Origin of the sequence: Mycobacterium canetti CIPT 140010059 (assembly GCF_000253375.1) — a bacterium.
In the GTDB taxonomy this organism is placed as follows: domain Bacteria; phylum Actinomycetota; class Actinomycetes; order Mycobacteriales; family Mycobacteriaceae; genus Mycobacterium; species Mycobacterium tuberculosis.
This window is the reverse complement of record NC_015848.1, coordinates 298865-317510: the sequence shown is the minus strand read 5'-3', so window position 1 is coordinate 317510 and position 18646 is coordinate 298865. Positions and strand designations below refer to the sequence as shown.

Here is an 18646-nt window from a genome sequence, read left to right as displayed (position 1 = left end):
CCATGGCCCGTAGCCAAGAGCCATCACGCGGACTCCTCGACCCGGTAGCGAAGATGCTGCGGTTGCCCTTCGGCACACCGGAGTTCATCGAAAAAATCGTCACCGGAAGCGTCAACCAGGTAGGCCGCCGAACCCTCTACGTGCTGATCACCACCTGGGATGCGGCCGGCGGCGGTCCCTTTGCGGCGAGCGCCATCGCAACCACCGGGCTAGCCAAGACCGCCGAGATCGTGCAGTCCATGTTCATCGGACCGGTCTTCAACCCGTTGCTCAAGATGCTCGGGGCCGACAAGATTGCCATCCGAGCGTCGCTGTGCGCCGCTCAACTCGTCGGTTTGGGCATCATGCGCTACGGGGTGCGTTCTGAGCCGCTGCACTCCATGTCGGTGGAGATGCTGGTCGACGCCATTGGCCCGACAATGCAGCGCTACCTGGTCGGCGATATCGGTCGCGGATAGCCAAATGAGTAAGTCCTAAACTCCGTGCCGTGTGTGCGCTGGCTGCGCCGAACGTGTACCGGTGGCGGGGACACGTCGCCGGGCGCTGCCGCCGTGGTTGCACGTTCGGCGCGTCAGCTGGTCAACGACCACGTGGTCGAACCCGAATCGCGCCGCCCCGGCCGACCGAAGCGACTCACCGACGCCGAGCTCCGCCGTCGGCGATGGTCGCTGTGCCCAGCTAAGCGCGACAACTCGGTTTCTGCAGGTCAACGCCGCCTCCAATCCCGCACAGCCACGACCAACTTGGGAACAAAACCGCCGGCCAGGCGCCTGTCGCTGAGAGCTGGGCAGATCGGATGTCGCCTAGTGCAGTGACACATGTGACTGTTGCGACCGTGCGATGTGACCGACCCCTGCTTGGCAAATGCCGCTCAACGTGCAAATCCACGCTCTGCATGCCAATATTCTTCCCGTCAGGCGATGACGATGCAGGAAGCCGGTGAGAATCCGGCGCGGTCCCGCCACTGTCACCGGGGAGCGACCCTCATAAGCCACGGCCACAGGCTGGAAGGCGAGGCAAGCAACGATCCGGGAGCCAGGAGACTCGCGTCATCGCGTCCTGCCACCCGGGGCGGTGTACCCCGAGAAAGCTAACCGGTCATGACGCTCCAAACCTTGTCTAGCGGTCGGGCCACCACCACGCTGCTGGGCCTTAACGTGGCTGCTCGCGACGCGACGACACCTCCGCCGGCGGTCAGCCGCCGATGACCGCCCCGATCTGGATGGCTTCGCCCCCAGAGGTGCACTCGGCGCTGCTAAGCAGCGGGCCTGGGCCCGGTCCGCTGCTGGTGTCGGCCGAGGGGTGGCACTCGTTGAGCATCGCCTACGCGGAGACGGCCGACGAGCTGGCCGCGCTGTTGGCCGCCGTACAGGCCGGCACCTGGGACGGCCCGACCGCCGCGGTTTACGTGGCCGCCCATACCCCTTATCTGGCGTGGCTGGTGCAGGCCAGCGCCAACAGCGCGGCCATGGCCACCCGGCAAGAAACCGCGGCCACCGCCTACGGCACCGCCTTGGCCGCGATGCCAACGTTGGCCGAGCTGGGCGCCAACCACGCCCTCCACGGCGTGCTGATGGCGACGAACTTCTTCGGCATCAACACCATCCCGATCGCGCTCAACGAGTCCGACTACGCGCGGATGTGGATCCAGGCCGCCACCACGATGGCCAGCTATCAAGCGGTCTCGACCGCGGCGGTGGCCGCCGCACCGCAGACCACCCCAGCCCCCCAGATCGTGAAAGCCAACGCGCCGACAGCGGCTTCCGACGAGCCGAACCAAGTCCAGGAATGGCTGCAATGGTTGCAGAAGATCGGGTATACCGACTTCTACAACAACGTTATACAACCGTTCATCAACTGGCTGACCAACCTCCCCTTTTTGCAAGCGATGTTTTCCGGATTTGATCCGTGGCTGCCCTCGCTGGGTAATCCGCTAACCTTCCTAAGCCCGGCCAACATTGCGTTCGCCCTTGGCTACCCCATGGACATCGGATCTTATGTCGCCTTCCTGTCGCAAACCTTCGCATTCATCGGGGCGGATCTGGCGGCGGCGTTCGCGTCGGGCAATCCCGCAACTATCGCTTTTACCCTGATGTTCACCACGGTCGAAGCCATTGGCACGATCATCACCGATACCATCGCGTTGGTTAAAACGCTGCTCGAGCAAACTCTTGCGTTGCTCCCGGCGGCGCTGCCCCTGCTAGCCGCCCCGCTGGCGCCGTTGACCCTTGCCCCTGCGAGTGCAGCAGGCGGCTTCGCGGGCTTGTCTGGGCTGGCGGGCCTGGTTGGCATCCCGCCATCCGCGCCGCCCGTCATCCCGCCGGTCGCGGCGATTGCCCCGAGTATCCCAACCCCCACCCCAACTCCAGCCCCAGCCCCGGCCCCCACGGCCGTGACCGCGCCGACGCCCCCGCCCGGGCCGCCACCGCCGCCGGTGACCGCCCCGCCGCCGGTGACCGGAGCCGGCATACAAAGCTTCGGGTACCTGGTGGGTGACCTGAACTCGGCGGCGCAGGCCAGGAAGGCCGTCGGCACCGGCGTTCGAAAGAAGACGCCGGAACCCGACAACGCCGAGGCCCCAGCGGCCGCGGCGGCGCCCGAGGAACAGGTTCAACCGCAGCGGCGTCGGCGGCCAAAGATCAAACAGCTCGGCCGCGGTTACGAATACCTGGATTTAGACCCCGAAACCGGCCACGACCCGACGGGTTCGCCTCAAGGAGCGGGAACCCTGGGTTTCGCCGGAACAACCCACAAGGCCAGTCCCGGACAAGTCGCAGGACTGATCACGTTACCCAACGACGCGTTCGGCGGCAGCCCACGCACGCCAATGATGCCCGGAACCTGGGACACCGACTCAGCGACCCGGGTGGAGTGAGAAACCTTCGGGAGACGGATGTCGGGTCTGCTGGTCGCGGGTACGACAAGCGACGCCGGGAAGAGCGCCGTGACCGCGGGGCTGTGCCGCGCGTTGGCGCGACGCGGTGTGCGGGTGGCGCCTTTTAAGGCGCAGAACATGTCCAACAACTCGATGGTCTGCCGAGGCCCCGACGGCGCGGGCGTGGAGATCGGTCGGGCGCAATGGGTGCAGGCACTCGCGGCCAAGGCGGTACCTGAGCCGGCCATGAATCCGGTCTTGCTCAAGCCGGTCGGCGACCACCGCAGCCACGTGGTGTTGATGGGCAAGCCCTGGGGCGAGGTGGCGTCGTCAAGCTGGCGTGCGGGGCGGCGAGCGCTCGCCGAGGCCGCATGCCGCGCCTTCGACGCCCTCGCCGCCCGCTACGACGTCGTTGTCGCGGAGGGCGCCGGCAGCCCGGCCGAAATCAACCTGCGCGCAGGTGACTACGTCAACATGGGGCTTGCCCGTCATGCGGGACTGCCGACCATCGTCGTCGGTGACATCGACCGCGGCGGGGTGTTCGCTGCGTTCCTGGGCACCGTCGCGTTGCTGGCTGCCGAGGACCAGGCGCTGATCGCGGGGTTTGTGGTCAACAAGTTTCGGGGCGACTCCGACCTGCTGGCGCCAGGTCTGCGCGACCTGGAACGGGTCACCGGGCGCAGGGTGTACGGCACCCTGCCGTGGCACCCCGACCTCTGGCTGGACTCCGAAGATGCCCTCGACCTACAGGGCCGGCGCGCGGCGGGCACCGGGGCCCGCCGGGTAGCCGTCGTGCGCCTGCCACGAATCAGCAACTTCACCGATGTCGACGCATTGGGTCTTGAGCCCGACTTGGATGTCGTGTTCGCTTCCGACCCCCGCGCGCTGGACGATGCCGATCTGATCGTGTTGCCGGGCACCCGGGCAACGATCGCCGATCTAGCCTGGCTGAGGGCGCGAGACCTAGATCGTGCGCTGCTGGTGCATGTTGCGGCGGGCAAGCCGCTGCTCGGCATTTGTGGCGGGTTCCAGATGCTGGGCCGGGTGATTCGCGACCCGTACGGCATCGAAGGTCCGGGAGGGCAGGTGACCGAGGTCGAGGGCTTGGGTTTGCTCGACGTGGAGACCGCATTTTCCCCCCACAAGGTGCTGCGGCTACCGCGCGGCGAAGGACTCGGTGTGCCCGCGTCGGGGTACGAGATTCACCACGGCCGGATCACCCGCGGTGACACCGCCGAGGAGTTCCTCGGCGGCGCGCGCGACGGACCGGTGTTCGGCACCATGTGGCACGGCTCGTTGGAAGGCGACGCCCTGCGCGAGGCCTTCCTGCGAGAGACGCTCGGCCTCGCCCCGTCGGGCTCATGCTTCCTGGCCGCACGCGAGCGCCGCCTCGACCTGCTCGGCGATCTCGTCGAACGACACCTCGACGTCGATGCGCTGCTCAACCTGGCCCGCCATGGTTGCCCGCCGACCTTGCCCTTTCTCGCTCCGGGCGCGCCATGAGGCCGCCCCACCTACGATGACCCGGTGCGGATACTGGTCACTGGCGGCGTCCGCTCGGGAAAGTCCACGCACGCCGAAGCGTTGTTGGGCGATGCGGCCGACGTCGTCTACGTCGCGCCTGGCCGCCCGGCCGCTGGCAGCGATCCCGATTGGGACGCCCGGGTCGCACTGCATCGCGCTCGCCGCCCACCGACCTGGCTAACGGTGGAAACGGCCGACGTCGCGACGGCTTTGTCCGAGGCACGAAGTCCCGTGCTCGTGGACTGCTTGGGCACCTGGCTGACGGCCATCATGGATGGCGAGGCGTTGTGGTCTGCTGCGACCGCGGACGTCTACGCCGTCCTCGAGGCACGGCTCGACGGGTTGTGCGCCGCGCTGACCGGATTGCCCACTGCGATCGTGGTGACGAACGAGGTCGGCCTCGGGGTGGTGCCATCCCATTCTTCGGGCGTGCTGTTTCGCGATCTACTGGGCACAATCAACCGACGCGTGGCAGCCGTCTGCGATGAGGTACATCTGGTCATCGCCGGACGTGTGCTCAAGCTGTGAGGTTCGCGGGGTGAGCTAGACCGCTACCCGCGCGACCTGAATGCGGCCTTCGGGTGTGACGCGCGCCGGATACACCGGCACGGAAACGCGCGGATCGTCGAGGCACGAGCCATCGTCGAGCGCGAAAGCCTGCTTCAGGATCGGCGATTGCACCATGGCGCGACCTCCGCGATCACCGACGATGCCGCGGGACATCACCGCAGCACCGGAGAACGGGTCGACGTTACCGACCGCGTGCACCGAGCCGTCGTCGAGCCGGAACAGTGCCACCTGACTACCGTCATCGAGTAACACCCCGACACCACGTCCCGGAATGAGATGGTCGTATGCGCAGGCGGTGGTCCATACCTGAATGTCGTTGAGAAGCGTCACAGTCCCTCCTTTGTCCTCCCGGACTTCATGATCGGACCCGCGGGATACCAATGGACACAGGTACTTTGCGCCCGGCACGCTCGGTGAAGGTCACCGTCGAGTCGACGGCATCGGGGGCGTTGACGAAGGAAACGAACCGGGACAGCTTGTCCGGGTCCTCCAGCACGCCCTTCCACTCGCACTTGTAGTTGGCGACATGGCGTTGCATCGCGGCCTCGAATTCCTCGGCCAGACCCAGCGAGTCCTCGCAGACCACCTCGCGCACATGGTCCAGCCCAAGCGATTCCACCCATGGCGCGGTTCGCTGCAGCCGGTCGGCCGTGCGGATGTAGTAAATGAGAAAGCGGTCGATGTAGCGGATGAGCGTCTCTTTGTCGAGGTCGCTGGCCAGTAGTTGAGCGTGCTTGGGCGTCATGCCGCCGTTGCCGGCGACGTAAAGGTTCCAGCCTTTCTCGGTGGCGATCACGCCCACATCCTTGCCGCGCGCCTCGGCGCATTCCCGCGCGCAACCCGAGACGCCCAGCTTTATCTTGTGCGGTGCCCGTAGCCCGCGATAACGCAGTTCCAGGTCGATGGCCAGCTGCACCGAATCCTGCTGACCGTAGCGGCACCAGTCGCTGCCCACGCAGCTCTTCACGGTCCGCACCGCCTTGCCGTAGGCGTGCCCAGATTCCATGCCGCCATCAACCAGTCGCTGCCAGATCAAGGGCAGCTGATCCACCCGGGCGCCGAACAAGTCGATCCGCTGACCGCCGGTGATCTTGGTGTAGAGGCCGAAGTCCTGTGCGATCTGGCCGATCAAAATCAGGTGTTCTGGCTTGATGTCACCGCCAGGCACCCTCGGCACCACCGAGTAGCTGCCGTTCTTCTGGATGTTGGCCAGGAAGTGGTCGTTGGAATCTTGTAGCGAGGCCTGCTCGCCGTCCAGAATGTGGTCGGAGCCGGTGGATGCCAGGATAGAGGCGACCACGGGTTTGCAGATGTCGCAACCCTTTCCGCGTCCGAAGCGGTCAAGCAACCCGGAGAAAGTCCGGACTTCGGTGGCGGTGATGATTTCAAAAAGCTCCGCGCGCGACTGGCTGAAGTGCTCGCACAGCGCCTTGGACTGCTCCACACCCTCGGCTTCTAGCAGCTGCTTGAGCAGCGGCACGCACGACCCGCACGACGTGCCGGCCGCGGTGCATGACTTCAGCGCGGGAACGTCGCCACAACCGTCGGCAATCGCGCACTTCAGCTCGCCCTTGGTGACGTTGTTGCACGAGCAGATCTGGGCCGAATCCGGCAGCGCCCCAACACCTAAAGCGCCAGCGCCGGCCCCAGATCCGGCCGGCGCGATCAGCGCCAGGGGGTCCCCGGGCAGTTCGGCGCCGACCATCGGCCGCAGCACCCCGTACGACGAGGCATCGCCCACCAGCACGCCACCGAGCAGCGTGGTGGCGTCGTCGGAGAGCACCAACTTGGCATATGTGCGCTTCACCGCGTCATTGATGACAACCTCGAGGCAGTTCTCGGTTGCCCCCATCGCGTCGCCGAAGCTGGCGACGTCGACACCCAACAGCTTGAGTTTGGTCGACAGGTCCGCTTCGGGGAACTCGGCCGACCCGTCCAGCAGTCGGTCGGCCACCACCTCGGCGCTGGTGTATCCGGGCCCGACCAGGCCGTAACACCGCCCGTCTATCGCGGCGACTTCGCCGACCGCGTAGATATCGGGATCGCTTGTCCGGCAGGACAAGTCGGTGAGCACACCGCCCCGGTCGCCGATCGCCAGCCCCGCCGCCCTGGCCAACTCGTCGCGCGGCCGGATGCCGGCGGCAAAGATCACCACCCCAGCGTCGATCACCTCGCCGTCGGTCAGGCGAACCCGCACCGACACCGAGCCATCCGAATGCTTCACCGACTCGATCGACTCGGTACCGGTCCCGACGTGCACCGCGATCCCGAGATCGGCGATCATCCTGGCCAGTAGTGCACCCCCGGCCTCGTCGATCTGTTGGGCCATCAATCGTGGCATCATCTCGACGACGTGTGTCTGCAACCCGAACTGGCGCAGCGCATTGGCGGCTTCCAGGCCCAGCAGGCCGCCACCGATAACCACCCCGCCATCGGTGTGACCGCCGTCCAGGGTGCGCTGGGCGCCGGCGCGGATAGCGTCGAGATCGTCAAAGGTGCGGTAGACGTGGCACGCGGGCAGGTCGTGGCCGGGCACCGGCGGGACGAATGCGTAGGAGCCGGTGGCCAGCACCAGGGTGTCGTAGCGATGCCGTTGCCCTGCCGCGGTGACCACCGACTTGGTTGCCCGGTCAATCTGGGTGACTCGGGTGTTTAGTAGCAACCGAACCCGCTGGTCACCGGCGTAATCGTTACCCGGCAAGGCCAACAGGGCGCGGTCCCAGCTTTCGGTATAGGACGTCAGGCCGACGCGGTCATAGGCCGCATCGCCCTCCTCGGCCAGCACCGTGATCCGCAGCGACCCGTCCGCGTCACGGGCACGCACCGCTTCGACCAGCCGATGGCCCACCATGCCGTGGCCGACCACGACGATCTCGCGAGCCGCGGCAGGCGCGCGCGAACTCCCAGCCGTAGGCATGGTCTGAGGGTATGAGGGGCAAATTACCGAAAAATCGCCGAATGTGACGCACATATGACGCTGTGATCACACCTGGCGACCGGCTGTGTGACAGTGTTCGCTTCCGGTGAACGCCGAGGTGGAACTTAAGCGTGGTCGACTCAGGTTCTTGGTATAGCGGGCCGGCAACGCGCCGGACACAGCTAACTCACAACGAAGCATGAGGAGATAACCATGAACAATCTCGCATTGTGGTCGCGTCCGGTGTGGGACGTTGAGCCCTGGGACCGCTGGCTACGTGACTTCTTCGGCCCTGCCGCGACGACGGACTGGTACCGCCCGGTCGCCGGAGACTTCACGCCGGCCGCCGAGATCGTCAAGGATGGCGACGACGCGGTGGTCCGTTTGGAACTGCCCGGCATTGACGTCGACAAGGACGTCAACGTCGAGCTTGACCCTGGCCAGCCGGTGAGCCGCCTGGTGATCCGCGGCGAACACCGCGACGAGCACACGCAAGACGCCGGAGACAAAGACGGCCGCACCCTGCGTGAGATCCGCTACGGATCATTCCGCCGCTCGTTCCGGCTGCCCGCGCACGTCACCAGCGAGGCCATCGCGGCTTCCTATGACGCCGGTGTGCTGACCGTCCGGGTTGCCGGCGCCTACAAGGACCCAGCCGAAACTCAGGCGCAGCGCATCGCTATCACGAAGTAGTTCGCGATACGGCATGATCCGGCCGGGCCGATGGGTCCGCCGGATCATGCCATTGGGCCGAGTAGACCCAACGACTCCGTCCGTCGATAGCTAGTATCGGGAGCGTACTGTGATCTGTAACACCGCCAGCCCAGGGAGCACCCATTGTCCACGACTGCCGAACTCGCCGAACTGCACGACCTCGTCGGCGGACTGCGGCGGTGCGTGACCGCACTGAAGGCGCGATTCGGCGACAACCCGGCAACGCGTCGCATCGTGATCGATGCCGACCGGATCCTCACCGACATCGAATTGCTCGACACCGACGTCTCTGAATTAGACCTGGAACGGGCCGCCGTACCGCAACCCAGCGAGAAAATCGCCATCCCCGACACCGAGTACGATCGCGAATTTTGGCGCGATGTCGACGATGAGGGTGTCGGAGGTCACAGGTACTGAACAACCGAGCCCCCCAGAAAAAGGGGGCCGTTCTCTGTGTACCCTTCGACGAGATAACACGCGAAGAGGATCACATTAGATGAGCGCACCCACGGCGAACCGTCCTGCGATCGGCGTTTTCACACCCACCCGCGCACAAATCCCAGAACGGACGCTTCGCACCGACCTCTGGTGGTTGCCACCGCTGCTGACCAACCTCGGTCTTTTGGCGTTCATCTGCTATGCGACCACTCGGGCGTTCTGGGGCAGCCAATACTGGGTGGAAAAATATCATTACCTGACGCCGTTCTACTCGCCGTGCGTCAGCGCGTCCTGCCAGCCCGGCGCCAGTCATCTCGGCGTCTGGTTCGGGCATTTTCCAGGGTGGATTCCGTTGGGAGCGATGGTATTACCGTTCCTGCTTGGGTTCCGGCTCACCTGCTATTATTACCGCAAGGCCTACTACCGGTCGGTATGGCAGTCGCCGACAAGCTGCGCAGTGCCCGAGCCGCGGGCTCATTACACCGGTGAAACCCGGCTTCCGCTGATCGTCCAGAACACCCACCGGTATTTCTTCTATATCGCGGTGGTGGTGTCGCTGATCAACACCTATGACGCGATCGCGGCATTTCACTCGCCGTCCGGATTCGGCTTCGGTTTGGGCAATGTCATTTTGACGATCAATGTGGTTCTGCTGTGGGCATACACCATCTCGTGCCATTCGTGCCGGCACGCCACCGGCGGTCGGCTCAAGCATTTCTCCAAGCACCCAGTGCGATACTGGATCTGGACACAGGTCAGCAAGCTCAATACCCGACACATGCAATTCGCGTGGATCACGCTGGGGACCCTGGCGCTCACCGATTTCTACATCATGCTGGTGGCCAGTGGCAGCATCACAGATCTCAGATTTATTGGCTGAAGGATCGTTTCAGAAGCTGAGCGAGGTTTTATGGTTGAGGTCGAGCGGCACTCCTACGACGTAGTCGTGATCGGTGCCGGCGGCGCGGGGTTACGCGCGGTCATCGAGGCGCGGGAACGCGGCTTGAAAGTAGCCGTCGTGTGCAAATCCCTATTCGGCAAGGCCCACACGGTCATGGCCGAAGGCGGCTGCGCGGCCGCGATGGGCAACGCCAACCCGAAGGACAATTGGAAGACTCACTTCGGCGACACGATGCGCGGTGGAAAGTTCCTGAACAACTGGCGTATGGCCGAGCTGCACGCCAAGGAGGCGCCGGACCGGGTCTGGGAGTTGGAGACCTACGGCGCGCTGTTCGACCGCACGGACGATGGCCGAATCAGTCAGCGCAACTTCGGCGGACACACCTATCCGCGACTGGCGCACGTCGGCGACCGCACCGGCCTGGAGTTGATCCGCACCCTGCAGCAAAAGGTTGTCTCGCTGCAGCAGGAGGACCACGCCGAGCTCGGCGACTACGAAGCGCGGATCAAAGTGTTCGCCGAATGCACCATCACCGAACTGCTCAAGGACCAAGGCGCGATCGCCGGAGCCTTCGGCTACTGGCGAGAAAGCGGCCGGTTCATCGTGTTCGAGGCGCCAGCGGTGGTGCTTGCCACTGGCGGGATCGGCAAGTCGTTCAAGGTGACATCCAACTCCTGGGAGTACACCGGAGACGGGCACGCGTTGGCACTGCGGGCCGGGGCGACGCTGATCAACATGGAGTTCGTCCAGTTCCACCCGACGGGCATGGTGTGGCCGCCCAGTGTCAAGGGAATTCTGGTCACTGAGGGTGTTCGCGGCGACGGCGGAGTGCTCAAAAACTCGGAGAACTCTCGCTTCATGTTCGACTACATTCCGCCGGTGTTCAAGGGCCAGTACGCCGAGACGGAGGAAGAGGCCGACCAGTGGCTTAAGGACAACGACTCGGCCCGACGCACCCCGGACTTGCTGCCCCGCGACGAGGTCGCGCGCGCGATCAACTCAGAGGTCAAGGCCGGCCGCGGTACCCCGCACGGCGGCGTCTACCTCGACATCGCATCCCGGCTGACACCCGCCGAGATCAAACGGCGATTGCCGTCGATGTATCACCAGTTCAAAGAGCTCGCTGAAGTCGATATCACAACGCAGGCAATGGAAGTCGGGCCGACGTGTCACTACGTGATGGGCGGTGTCGAAGTAGACGCGGACACCGGCGCCGCCACGGTGCCAGGCCTGTTCGCTGCCGGTGAGTGTGCCGGCGGTATGCACGGCTCCAACCGGCTGGGCGGCAATTCGCTGTCCGATCTGCTGGTATTCGGCCGGCGGGCCGGCCTGGGCGCAGCGGATTACGTACGGGCACTGAGCAGCCGGCCAGCGGTTTCAGCGGAGGCTATCGATGCGGCGGCCCAGCAGGCGCTGAGCCCCTTCGAAGGACCGAAAGACGGCTCGGCGCCGGAGAATCCGTACGCGCTGCATATGGACTTGCAGTACGTGATGAACGATCTGGTCGGTATCATCCGCAACGCCGACGAAATATCCAGGGCGCTGACCCTTTTGGCCGAGCTGTGGTCGCGCTACCACAACGTACTCGTCGAAGGTCACCGTCAATACAATCCGGGCTGGAACCTGTCCATCGACCTGCGCAACATGTTGCTGGTCAGCGAGTGCGTGGCCAGAGCTGCGCTACAGCGCACCGAAAGCCGAGGCGGCCACACCCGAGACGACCATCCCGGTATGGACCCCAACTGGCGCAGGATCTTGCTGGTATGCCGGGCCACCGAAACCATGGGCACCGGTGGCAGCGGGTCCGGCGACTCCAACTGCCACATCAACGTCACCCAGCAGCTGCAAACGCCCATGCGACCCGACTTGCTGGAGCTCTTCGAGATCTCGGAGTTGGAGAAATACTACACCGACGAAGAGCTGGCCGAGCATCCAGGACGGAGAGGCTAAATGACGTACAGCGCGAGTATGCGGGTGTGGCGCGGAGACGAAAGCTGTGGCGAACTCCGCGAATTCACCGTGGAGGTCAACGAGGGCGAGGTCGTGCTGGACGTCATCCTCCGTCTACAACAGACGCAGACACCGGATCTCGCAGTGCGCTGGAATTGCAAAGCTGGCAAGTGCGGATCCTGCTCGGCCGAGATCAACGGCAAACCGCGACTGATGTGCATGACGCGGATGTCGACATTCGACGAGGACGAGATCGTCACGGTCACCCCAATGCGGACGTTTCCGGTGATTCGCGATCTTGTTACCGACGTCTCGTTCAACTACCAAAAAGCGCGCGAGATCCCGTCTTTCGCGCCACCTAAGGAGCTACAGCCCAGCGAGTACCGAATGGCGCAAGTCGACGTTGCACGCTCGCAGGAGTTCCGCAAGTGCATTGAATGCTTCCTGTGCCAAAACGTCTGCCACGTAGTTCGCGATCACGAGGAAAACAAGGATGCGTTCGCCGGCCCCCGCTTCCTGATGCGAATCGCCGAACTCGAAATGCATCCGCTGGACACCCGGGACCGACGCAGCCAAGCACAGGAAGAGCACGGCCTGGGCTACTGCAATATCACCAAGTGCTGCACCGAAGTGTGCCCAGAAAACATCAAGATCACCGACAATGCCCTGATCCCGATGAAAGAACGGGTCGCCGACCGCAAGTATGATCCGGTGGTATGGCTGGGCAGCAAGCTGTTTCGCCGCTAACCCCCGGTTTTAGGTCGGGAAGTGCGCGAAACCTGAGGCAAGCCACGAACATCCACGGACTTGGCTGGAGCGAACCGCGTCGCTGAGTAGGCAGCCGTCAGGTTCAACAGCAGAACGATCATCACCGGCCACACCGCATCGTGATCCTGGGCAATCAACCCCAGCGCCAAACCCATACCGACTAAGCCTGCGTTGATGACGAGCTGGCCGAAGGAGATGAGGGATGTTCGCAGGCCGGGTTCGGCGTCACGGGCAATCCACAGTTGGCCTGCGGTGAATACGCTTTGATTGGCGATGGATACCAGTGCAATCACCAGACCGATGGCGACGACGTTGGGCCACGCTCCGGCCAAATCGAATGCGATGGATAGCACTGCCGCGGCGATGCTAACGAGTGCACTGCCGACAAACAAACCGACCAGGCCAAATCTCTCCCGGACGCGGTTCCACAACGCGATCCCACCCAAGAGTCCGACGCAGACGAAAAGGACGACGGCAACGACCTCGTCGGGCTGGTCCCCGGGTACGGCGGCGACGCGAATGCTGTGGAACGAGGACCCGAGCACGACCGAGCCAAAGAGTACCTGCACAAGCAGGTACCGACGATACCAACTATTGGTTCGGATAGCCGTCCAACCGACGTACACGAGTTTGTGCAGACCGGGCGCCGCATGGACCCTGGGGACGATCCGGTGAGGCAATGCCCGGCATATGGCCGCCGAGATAGCCATTGCCACGGCTGCCGTCCACAGTAGGTGAATGTTCCTGCTTAATGGGTGTTGGTCGGGTACGAATGACAGCGTCGCCGCCACCACGGCCGTCAAAGCCGCCCCCACTCCGACCTCGGTAAGAAGAATGCGGGCTCGGGCGGTTCCTGATGGCATAGCCGCCACCAGATCCGCGAAGGCGACGAAGGAGATCGCCGAAACGACCCCGATCAGCGTCACATTGACCACCAATAGGATTCCAGCGACGCTTCCTTTGCCGATGGTTGCGCACAAGGCATTGACGCCAGCCAGGACGGCCAAACAGGACACAATAATGAACAATCGGTGACGGCGTGGAACGGCGGCCACCGCCGGCGGCGCGACCACATTCCCGATCGCCCCACCGGCCGTGAATGCAGGAAAAATAAGAGCCGCTATCCACAATTCGGCGTCGAGCTCGGCTACCACAAACGGTAGAACGATCGAGACATTCCCGAGCTGAAGTGCGGCGCTATAGAAGCCGCTCTGCGCGATTATCAAACGCAAAATACGCTTACTCATGCCATCGGCGCTGCTCACCCGATGCGACGTTTTTGCCACGCTCCACCGCCTGCCGCGAGACCTCAAGTGGGCATGCATCCCACCCGTTCCCGGAAACCGGTTCCGGCGGGTCGGCTCATCGCTTCATCCTGCGTCCTGCCATTCTGCTTTTGGCGGCAGATAGAACTTCCCATCATCGTCATACAAAGACCGGTCTGCGCGCAACGAATGAAAGCGACCAATAGTTGTGCCTCTCAAACATGGGCACGACTACTGGAGGCAAAATGACGTGATCTACCATCATTTATCGCAACCAGAATGGGCCGCTGACCGCTATGTTGTCCGGACAGACCAAGTGGGCGTCCGTATAGACGTTTAGACGCCGAGTCGGCGGAGCACGCTGCGATGGAACACAATGGGCGCTACGTTGGGATCCACCTTGACCTGGTTGACCCGTAAGACCACGATGGTGTGATCTCCCGCCGGGACCAGCTGCTCGATCGCGCTCTCGAGCCACACGCTGGTGCCCTTGATGAAGACGGCGCCGGCGTCGTTGGATACCGTCTCCAAACCGGCGAACCTGTCCCCAGTTTTTGCGGCCAGTGTGCGCACTGCGGCGTCATGGGCCTCGCCGAGCACGCTGATGCCCAGCATCGGCACGCCGGTGAGTTTCGGCCATGTCGTCGAGGTGTTCTGCACACAGAACGACACCAGCGGCGGTTCCAGCGAGACCGGGACAAAGGTACTGGCTGCCAAGCCTTGCCGCACTCCGTCGACCTCCGCAGCGATGGCCACCACCCCGGTCGGGAAATGGCCGAAGGCCTCCCGCAGTGAGGACGGCGTCAGGTTGTTCGTTGAGTTCACCGAACTTCATTCGCCCCTAGAGCCGAGGACGTAGTTTTCGCATCCGACCCTACTCGCCGGACATCCGCGCGCATGTCCGTACCAAGAGGCCGCATCCGCGTGAGCCGATGATCTGCGCTGCCAGGCGCTGCCGCCCTAGACTCCGCATATTCTTCATTTGATCGCTATCGCCGCAGGTGAGAGGACCGACACGGCCAGGATCACCGCTAACCCAACCGGTTGGTTAGTTAGTTGGTGCAATGTAGCTCACATCAACTTGCATTGACCTATGCAACGGATATATTTTGACGGTGTTACTGGTGGGTAACTTGGTTTCGAGTACCCAACCCTACCCAACCCTGAGGTGGCACTCTCAACGAGGAGGATCGGCAGTGAGCCACTACCGGAGCAACGTCCGTGACCAGGTTTTTAACCTGTTCGAAGTGCTGGGCGTCGACAAAGCTTTGGGCCATGGCGAATTCAGCGACGTCGACGTCGACACCGCCCGCGACATGCTGGCAGAGGTCAGCCGGCTGGCCGAGGGGCCGGTGGCCGAGTCGTTCGTCGAAGGGGACCGCAACCCGCCAGTTTTCGACCCGAAAACCCACTCGGTGATGCTGCCGGAATCGTTCAAAAAGTCAGTCAACGCGATGCTGGAAGCCGGTTGGGACAAGGTCGGCATCGACGAGGCACTCGGGGGCATGCCGATGCCCAAGGCAGTGGTCTGGGCGCTGCATGAGCACATCTTGGGCGCCAATCCGGCGGTATGGATGTACGCCGGCGGCGCGGGCTTCGCCCAGATCCTCTACCACCTCGGCACCGAGGAGCAGAAGAAGTGGGCGGTCCTAGCCGCCGAACGCGGCTGGGGATCGACCATGGTGCTCACCGAGCCGGATGCCGGCTCCGATGTGGGCGCTGCCCGAACCAAAGCTGTCCAACAGGCCGACGGGTCCTGGCACATCGACGGCGTCAAGCGGTTCATTACCTCGGGTGACTCCGGCGACCTGTTCGAGAACATCTTCCACCTGGTGCTGGCTCGCCCGGAGGGCGCCGGTCCCGGCACCAAGGGCCTGTCGCTGTATTTCGTGCCCAAGTTCCTGTTCGACGCCGAAACCGGCGAACCCGGCGAGCGCAATGGCGTGTTCGTCACCAACGTCGAACACAAGATGGGCCTAAAGGTCTCGACGACCTGTGAACTGGCGTTCGGCCAACACGGCGTCCCCGCCAAGGGCTGGCTGGTCGGCGAGGTACACAACGGCATCGCGCAGATGTTCGAGGTCATTGAGCAGGCCCGCATGATGGTCGGCACGAAGGCCATCGCGACGCTGTCCACCGGCTACCTCAACGCGCTTCAGTACGCCAAGTCCCGCGTGCAGGGTGCCGACCTGACCCAGATGACCGACAAGACCGCGCCCCGGGTGACGATCACACATCACCCCGACGTGCGCCGCTCGCTGATGACCCAGAAGGCTTACGCCGAGGGCCTGCGTGCGCTCTACCTCTACACCGCCACTTTCCAGGACGCGGCTGTCGCCGAGGTGGTGCACGGTGTGGACGCCAAGTTGGCCGTCAAGGTCAACGACCTGATGTTGCCGGTAGTCAAGGGTGTGGGCTCCGAACAGGCTTACGCCAAGCTCACTGAAAGCCTGCAAACCCTGGGTGGATCCGGCTTCTTGCAGGACTATCCGATCGAGCAGTACATCCGGGACGCCAAGATCGACTCCCTGTACGAAGGCACCACCGCCATCCAGGCACAAGACTTCTTCTTCCGCAAAATCGTCCGTGACAAGGGCGTGGCGTTGGCGCACGTGTCAGGCCAGATCCAGGAGTTCGTCGACAGCGGTGCTGGCAACGGCCGGCTGAAGACCGAACGCGCGCTGCTGGCCAAGGCGCTCACCGACGTCCAGGGCATGGCGGCCGCACTGACCGGCTACCTGATGGCCGCGCAGCAGGACGTCACCAGCCTCTACAAGGTGGGCTTGGGTTCGGTGCGCTTCTTGATGAGCGTCGGTGACCTCATCATCGGCTGGTTGCTGCAGCGTCAGGCCGCGGTGGGGGTGGCGGCACTCGACGCGGGTGCCACCGGCGACGAGCGGTCCTTCTACGAAGGCAAAGTCGCGGTGGCGTCGTTCTTCGCGAAGAACTTCTTGCCGCTGTTGACCAGCACCCGCGAGGTGATCGAGACGCTGGACAACGACATCATGGAACTCGACGAGGCCGCGTTCTGATCCTTATCTGTTGACTCTGCGTCCACCGGACGGGTTACTCGCACTTTTGCGTGGTGGACGCAGAGTCAACGAACGATGGGGCAAGCCCAAAAAGACCGCCGCTGGGTCCCCTCCCACCAGCGGCGGCCCTTTCCAGGGGATTGCCCCGCATTGCCGTCGGGGTCGGGGGGTCAGACAACAACACGGGGCTATCCGAGTGATCGGGTACCCATCTGCTCAGGGCGCAAACCACCCGCAACACATTTCTTTGGGCGGCCCACCGGCCACTCGGGACTTCCCGCGAGGCACTTACCGAGCCGTCAGCGTCAGGCCTCCAAAATCGCGGCCACACCTTGGCCGCCGGCCGCGCAGATCGAAATCAGCCCGCGCAGCGGTCCGCCGCCTTTTTTCGCCGCCTTCTTCTCGGCGAGCTGCTTGGCGGTCTGCGCCAAAATCCGCCCACCGGTCGCCGCGAAGGGGTGCCCGGCGGCCAACGACGACCCGTTGACGTTGAGCTTGGACCGATCGATCGACCCCAGCGCGGCGTCCAGGCCCAGCCGCCGCTTGCAGTACTCCTCGGACTCCCACGCCGCCAGATGCGCGAGCACCACGGAGGCAAACGCCTCGTGGATTTCGTAGAAGTCGAAGTCCTGCAGGCTCAACCCGTTACGGGCCAGCAGCCGGGGTACCGCGTAGGTCGGCGCCATCAACAGGCCGTCGTTGCCGTTGACATAGTCGACCGCGGCGGTCTCGGCATCCACGAGATAGGCCAGCGGAGCCAGCGAGTGTGCCTCCGCCCACTGTTCGCTGGCCAGCAATGCCACCGAGGCGCCGTCGGTCAGCGGAGTCGAATTGCCGGCCGTCATCGTCGCGTCACCGGCCTTCACTCCGAAGACCGGACGCAGCGTGGCCAGTTTCTCGACGCTGGAGTTAGGCCGCAGATTGTCGTCTCGGTACAGCCCTAAAAACGGACTGACCAGGTCGTCGAAGAAACCCCGGTCGTAGGCGTCGGCCATATTGCGATGGCTGGCGGCGGCCAGCTCGTCCTGGTCTACGCGTTTGATGCCCATCTGCTTGGCGGTGACGGCGGCGTGCTCGCCCATCGACAGCCCGGTGCGCGGCTCGCTGTTGGCGGGGATCTCCACGCCCAGGCTGGCCGGCAGCGTGCCCACCAGCTTGAGGCGTTGCACGTTGGACCTAGATCGGCGCAGCTTGAGCAGGGTGCGGCGCAGGTCGTCGCCCAGGCCGATCGGCGGGTCCGAGGTGGTGTCCACCCCGCCAGCGGCGGCCACCTCATACCGCCCGGCGGCAATGCCGTCGGCGGCCGCGATCGCGGCCTGCAGGCCCGTCCCGCAGGCCTGCTGCAGGTCGAACGCCGGCGTGTACGGCGAGAGTTCGGAGCCCAGCACGCATTCGCGCATTAGATTGAAGTCGCGGCTGTGTTTGAGCACCGCACCGCCCACCACCATGTCCAGCCGCTCGCCGGCGAGTCCGAATCGGTCCACCAAGCCGCTCAGCGCCGCGGTGAACATGTCCTGGTTGGACGCATCCGCGTAGGCACCGTCCGATCTGGCGAACGGGATGCGGTTGCCGCCCAGTACGGCGACTCGCCGCCTGGTCTGTGAAGTGTTCTTAGCAGCAGGGGCCACTGTTTTCTCCGTTGATCAGTTCGGGGGATCGGCCGTTGAGGGCCATACTACCCACTGTTCTTAC

General features: G+C 64.2%; 15 protein-coding genes and 1 riboswitch. Of the genes, 10 read left to right on the top strand and 5 right to left on the bottom strand.

From position 1 onward, the window contains the following. Positions 1-2: 2 nt before the first annotated feature. The 4 genes from MCAN_RS01395 to MCAN_RS01375 all read left to right on the top strand — a co-directional run bounded on the left by MCAN_RS01395 (position 3) and on the right by MCAN_RS01375 (position 4927). On the top strand, positions 3-458 hold the full coding sequence (locus tag MCAN_RS01395) for a TetR/AcrR family transcriptional regulator (RefSeq protein ID WP_014000138.1): 456 nt from the start codon (positions 3-5) through the stop codon (positions 456-458). A 426-nt stretch (positions 459-884) separates the two neighbouring features. Next, positions 885-1066: riboswitch (cobalamin riboswitch) on the top strand. Positions 1067-1204: 138 nt separating this feature from the next. Further along, positions 1205-2875, top strand: a complete 1671-nt coding sequence (locus MCAN_RS01385) for a PPE family protein (RefSeq protein WP_014000137.1) — start codon at positions 1205-1207, stop codon at positions 2873-2875. An 18-nt stretch (positions 2876-2893) separates the two neighbouring features. Beyond that, entirely contained in the window at positions 2894-4378 is a 1485-nt protein-coding gene (locus MCAN_RS01380; protein WP_014000136.1) for a cobyric acid synthase, read from the top strand. Between the two features lie 24 nt (positions 4379-4402). Then, positions 4403-4927 carry a bifunctional adenosylcobinamide kinase/adenosylcobinamide-phosphate guanylyltransferase gene (locus tag MCAN_RS01375; protein ID WP_003899876.1) on the top strand — a complete coding sequence of 175 codons (525 nt, stop codon included), beginning with the start codon at positions 4403-4405 and terminating at the stop codon, positions 4925-4927. Between the two features lie 15 nt (positions 4928-4942). Here the strand turns inward: MCAN_RS01375 and nirD are convergent, their stop codons facing one another. Together nirD and nirB are read right to left on the bottom strand one after the other, a co-directional pair. Further along, on the bottom strand, positions 4943-5299 hold the full coding sequence (gene nirD / locus MCAN_RS01370; protein WP_003401341.1) for a nitrite reductase small subunit NirD: 357 nt from the start codon (positions 5297-5299) through the stop codon (positions 4943-4945). 25 nt (positions 5300-5324) lie between these two features. Then, positions 5325-7886 (bottom strand): nitrite reductase large subunit NirB, encoded by a 2562-nt coding sequence (gene nirB / locus MCAN_RS01365; protein WP_014000135.1) that lies wholly within the window; start codon positions 7884-7886, stop codon positions 5325-5327. 213 nt (positions 7887-8099) lie between these two features. Here nirB and acr2 point away from each other — a divergent pair, with 213 nt between their 5' ends. The 5 genes from acr2 to MCAN_RS01340 all read left to right on the top strand — a co-directional run bounded on the left by acr2 (position 8100) and on the right by MCAN_RS01340 (position 12636). Next, positions 8100-8579 (top strand): stress-responsive chaperone Acr2, encoded by a 480-nt coding sequence (gene acr2, locus MCAN_RS01360; protein ID WP_014000134.1) that lies wholly within the window; start codon positions 8100-8102, stop codon positions 8577-8579. Positions 8580-8723: 144 nt separating this feature from the next. Then, complete coding sequence (locus MCAN_RS01355; protein WP_003401329.1) at positions 8724-9017, top strand: hypothetical protein; 294 nt, start codon at positions 8724-8726, stop codon at positions 9015-9017. A 79-nt stretch (positions 9018-9096) separates the two neighbouring features. Next, entirely contained in the window at positions 9097-9918 is an 822-nt protein-coding gene (locus MCAN_RS01350) for a succinate dehydrogenase membrane anchor subunit (RefSeq protein ID WP_003401324.1), read from the top strand. Between the two features lie 30 nt (positions 9919-9948). Continuing rightward, complete coding sequence (locus tag MCAN_RS01345; protein ID WP_003401322.1) at positions 9949-11889, top strand: fumarate reductase/succinate dehydrogenase flavoprotein subunit; 1941 nt, start codon at positions 9949-9951, stop codon at positions 11887-11889. After that, positions 11890-12636: a succinate dehydrogenase/fumarate reductase iron-sulfur subunit gene (locus MCAN_RS01340; protein WP_003401319.1), complete on the top strand. Its 747-nt coding sequence runs from the start codon at positions 11890-11892 to the stop codon at positions 12634-12636. On the opposite strand, the gene MCAN_RS01335 is transcribed toward MCAN_RS01340, so the two are convergent. Both MCAN_RS01335 and MCAN_RS01330 read right to left on the bottom strand, forming a co-directional pair. Continuing rightward, complete coding sequence (locus tag MCAN_RS01335; protein WP_014000133.1) at positions 12633-13943, bottom strand: hypothetical protein; 1311 nt, start codon at positions 13941-13943, stop codon at positions 12633-12635. The two genes, MCAN_RS01340 and MCAN_RS01335, sit on opposite strands and share 4 nt — an antisense overlap. 315 nt (positions 13944-14258) lie before the next feature. Then, positions 14259-14747: a flavin reductase family protein gene (locus MCAN_RS01330; RefSeq protein WP_003401313.1), complete on the bottom strand. Its 489-nt coding sequence runs from the start codon at positions 14745-14747 to the stop codon at positions 14259-14261. 371 nt (positions 14748-15118) lie between these two features. On the opposite strand from MCAN_RS01330, the gene MCAN_RS01325 reads away from it, so the two are divergent. Continuing rightward, positions 15119-16954 carry an acyl-CoA dehydrogenase gene (locus tag MCAN_RS01325; protein WP_014000132.1) on the top strand — a complete coding sequence of 612 codons (1836 nt, stop codon included), beginning with the start codon at positions 15119-15121 and terminating at the stop codon, positions 16952-16954. 305 nt (positions 16955-17259) lie between these two features. Here the strand turns inward: MCAN_RS01325 and MCAN_RS01320 are convergent, their stop codons facing one another. Next, positions 17260-18582 (bottom strand): acetyl-CoA C-acetyltransferase, encoded by a 1323-nt coding sequence (locus tag MCAN_RS01320; protein ID WP_003401309.1) that lies wholly within the window; start codon positions 18580-18582, stop codon positions 17260-17262. Between the last annotated feature and the right edge of the window lie 64 nt (positions 18583-18646).

Excerpts from the sequence above, each read along its gene's own strand:
- MCAN_RS01395 (WP_014000138.1), top strand. The coding sequence starts at position 3 with ATGGCCCGTAGCCAAGAGCCATCACGCGGACTCCTCGACCCGGTAGCG.
- MCAN_RS01385 (WP_014000137.1), top strand. The coding sequence starts at position 1,205 with ATGACCGCCCCGATCTGGATGGCTTCGCCCCCAGAGGTGCACTCGGCG.
- MCAN_RS01380 (WP_014000136.1), top strand. The coding sequence starts at position 2,894 with ATGTCGGGTCTGCTGGTCGCGGGTACGACAAGCGACGCCGGGAAGAGC.
- nirB (WP_014000135.1), bottom strand. The coding sequence starts at position 7,886 with ATGCCTACGGCTGGGAGTTCGCGCGCGCCTGCCGCGGCTCGCGAGATC.
- acr2 (WP_014000134.1), top strand. The coding sequence starts at position 8,100 with ATGAACAATCTCGCATTGTGGTCGCGTCCGGTGTGGGACGTTGAGCCC.
- MCAN_RS01350 (WP_003401324.1), top strand. The coding sequence starts at position 9,097 with ATGAGCGCACCCACGGCGAACCGTCCTGCGATCGGCGTTTTCACACCC.
- MCAN_RS01345 (WP_003401322.1), top strand. The coding sequence starts at position 9,949 with ATGGTTGAGGTCGAGCGGCACTCCTACGACGTAGTCGTGATCGGTGCC.
- MCAN_RS01340 (WP_003401319.1), top strand. The coding sequence starts at position 11,890 with ATGACGTACAGCGCGAGTATGCGGGTGTGGCGCGGAGACGAAAGCTGT.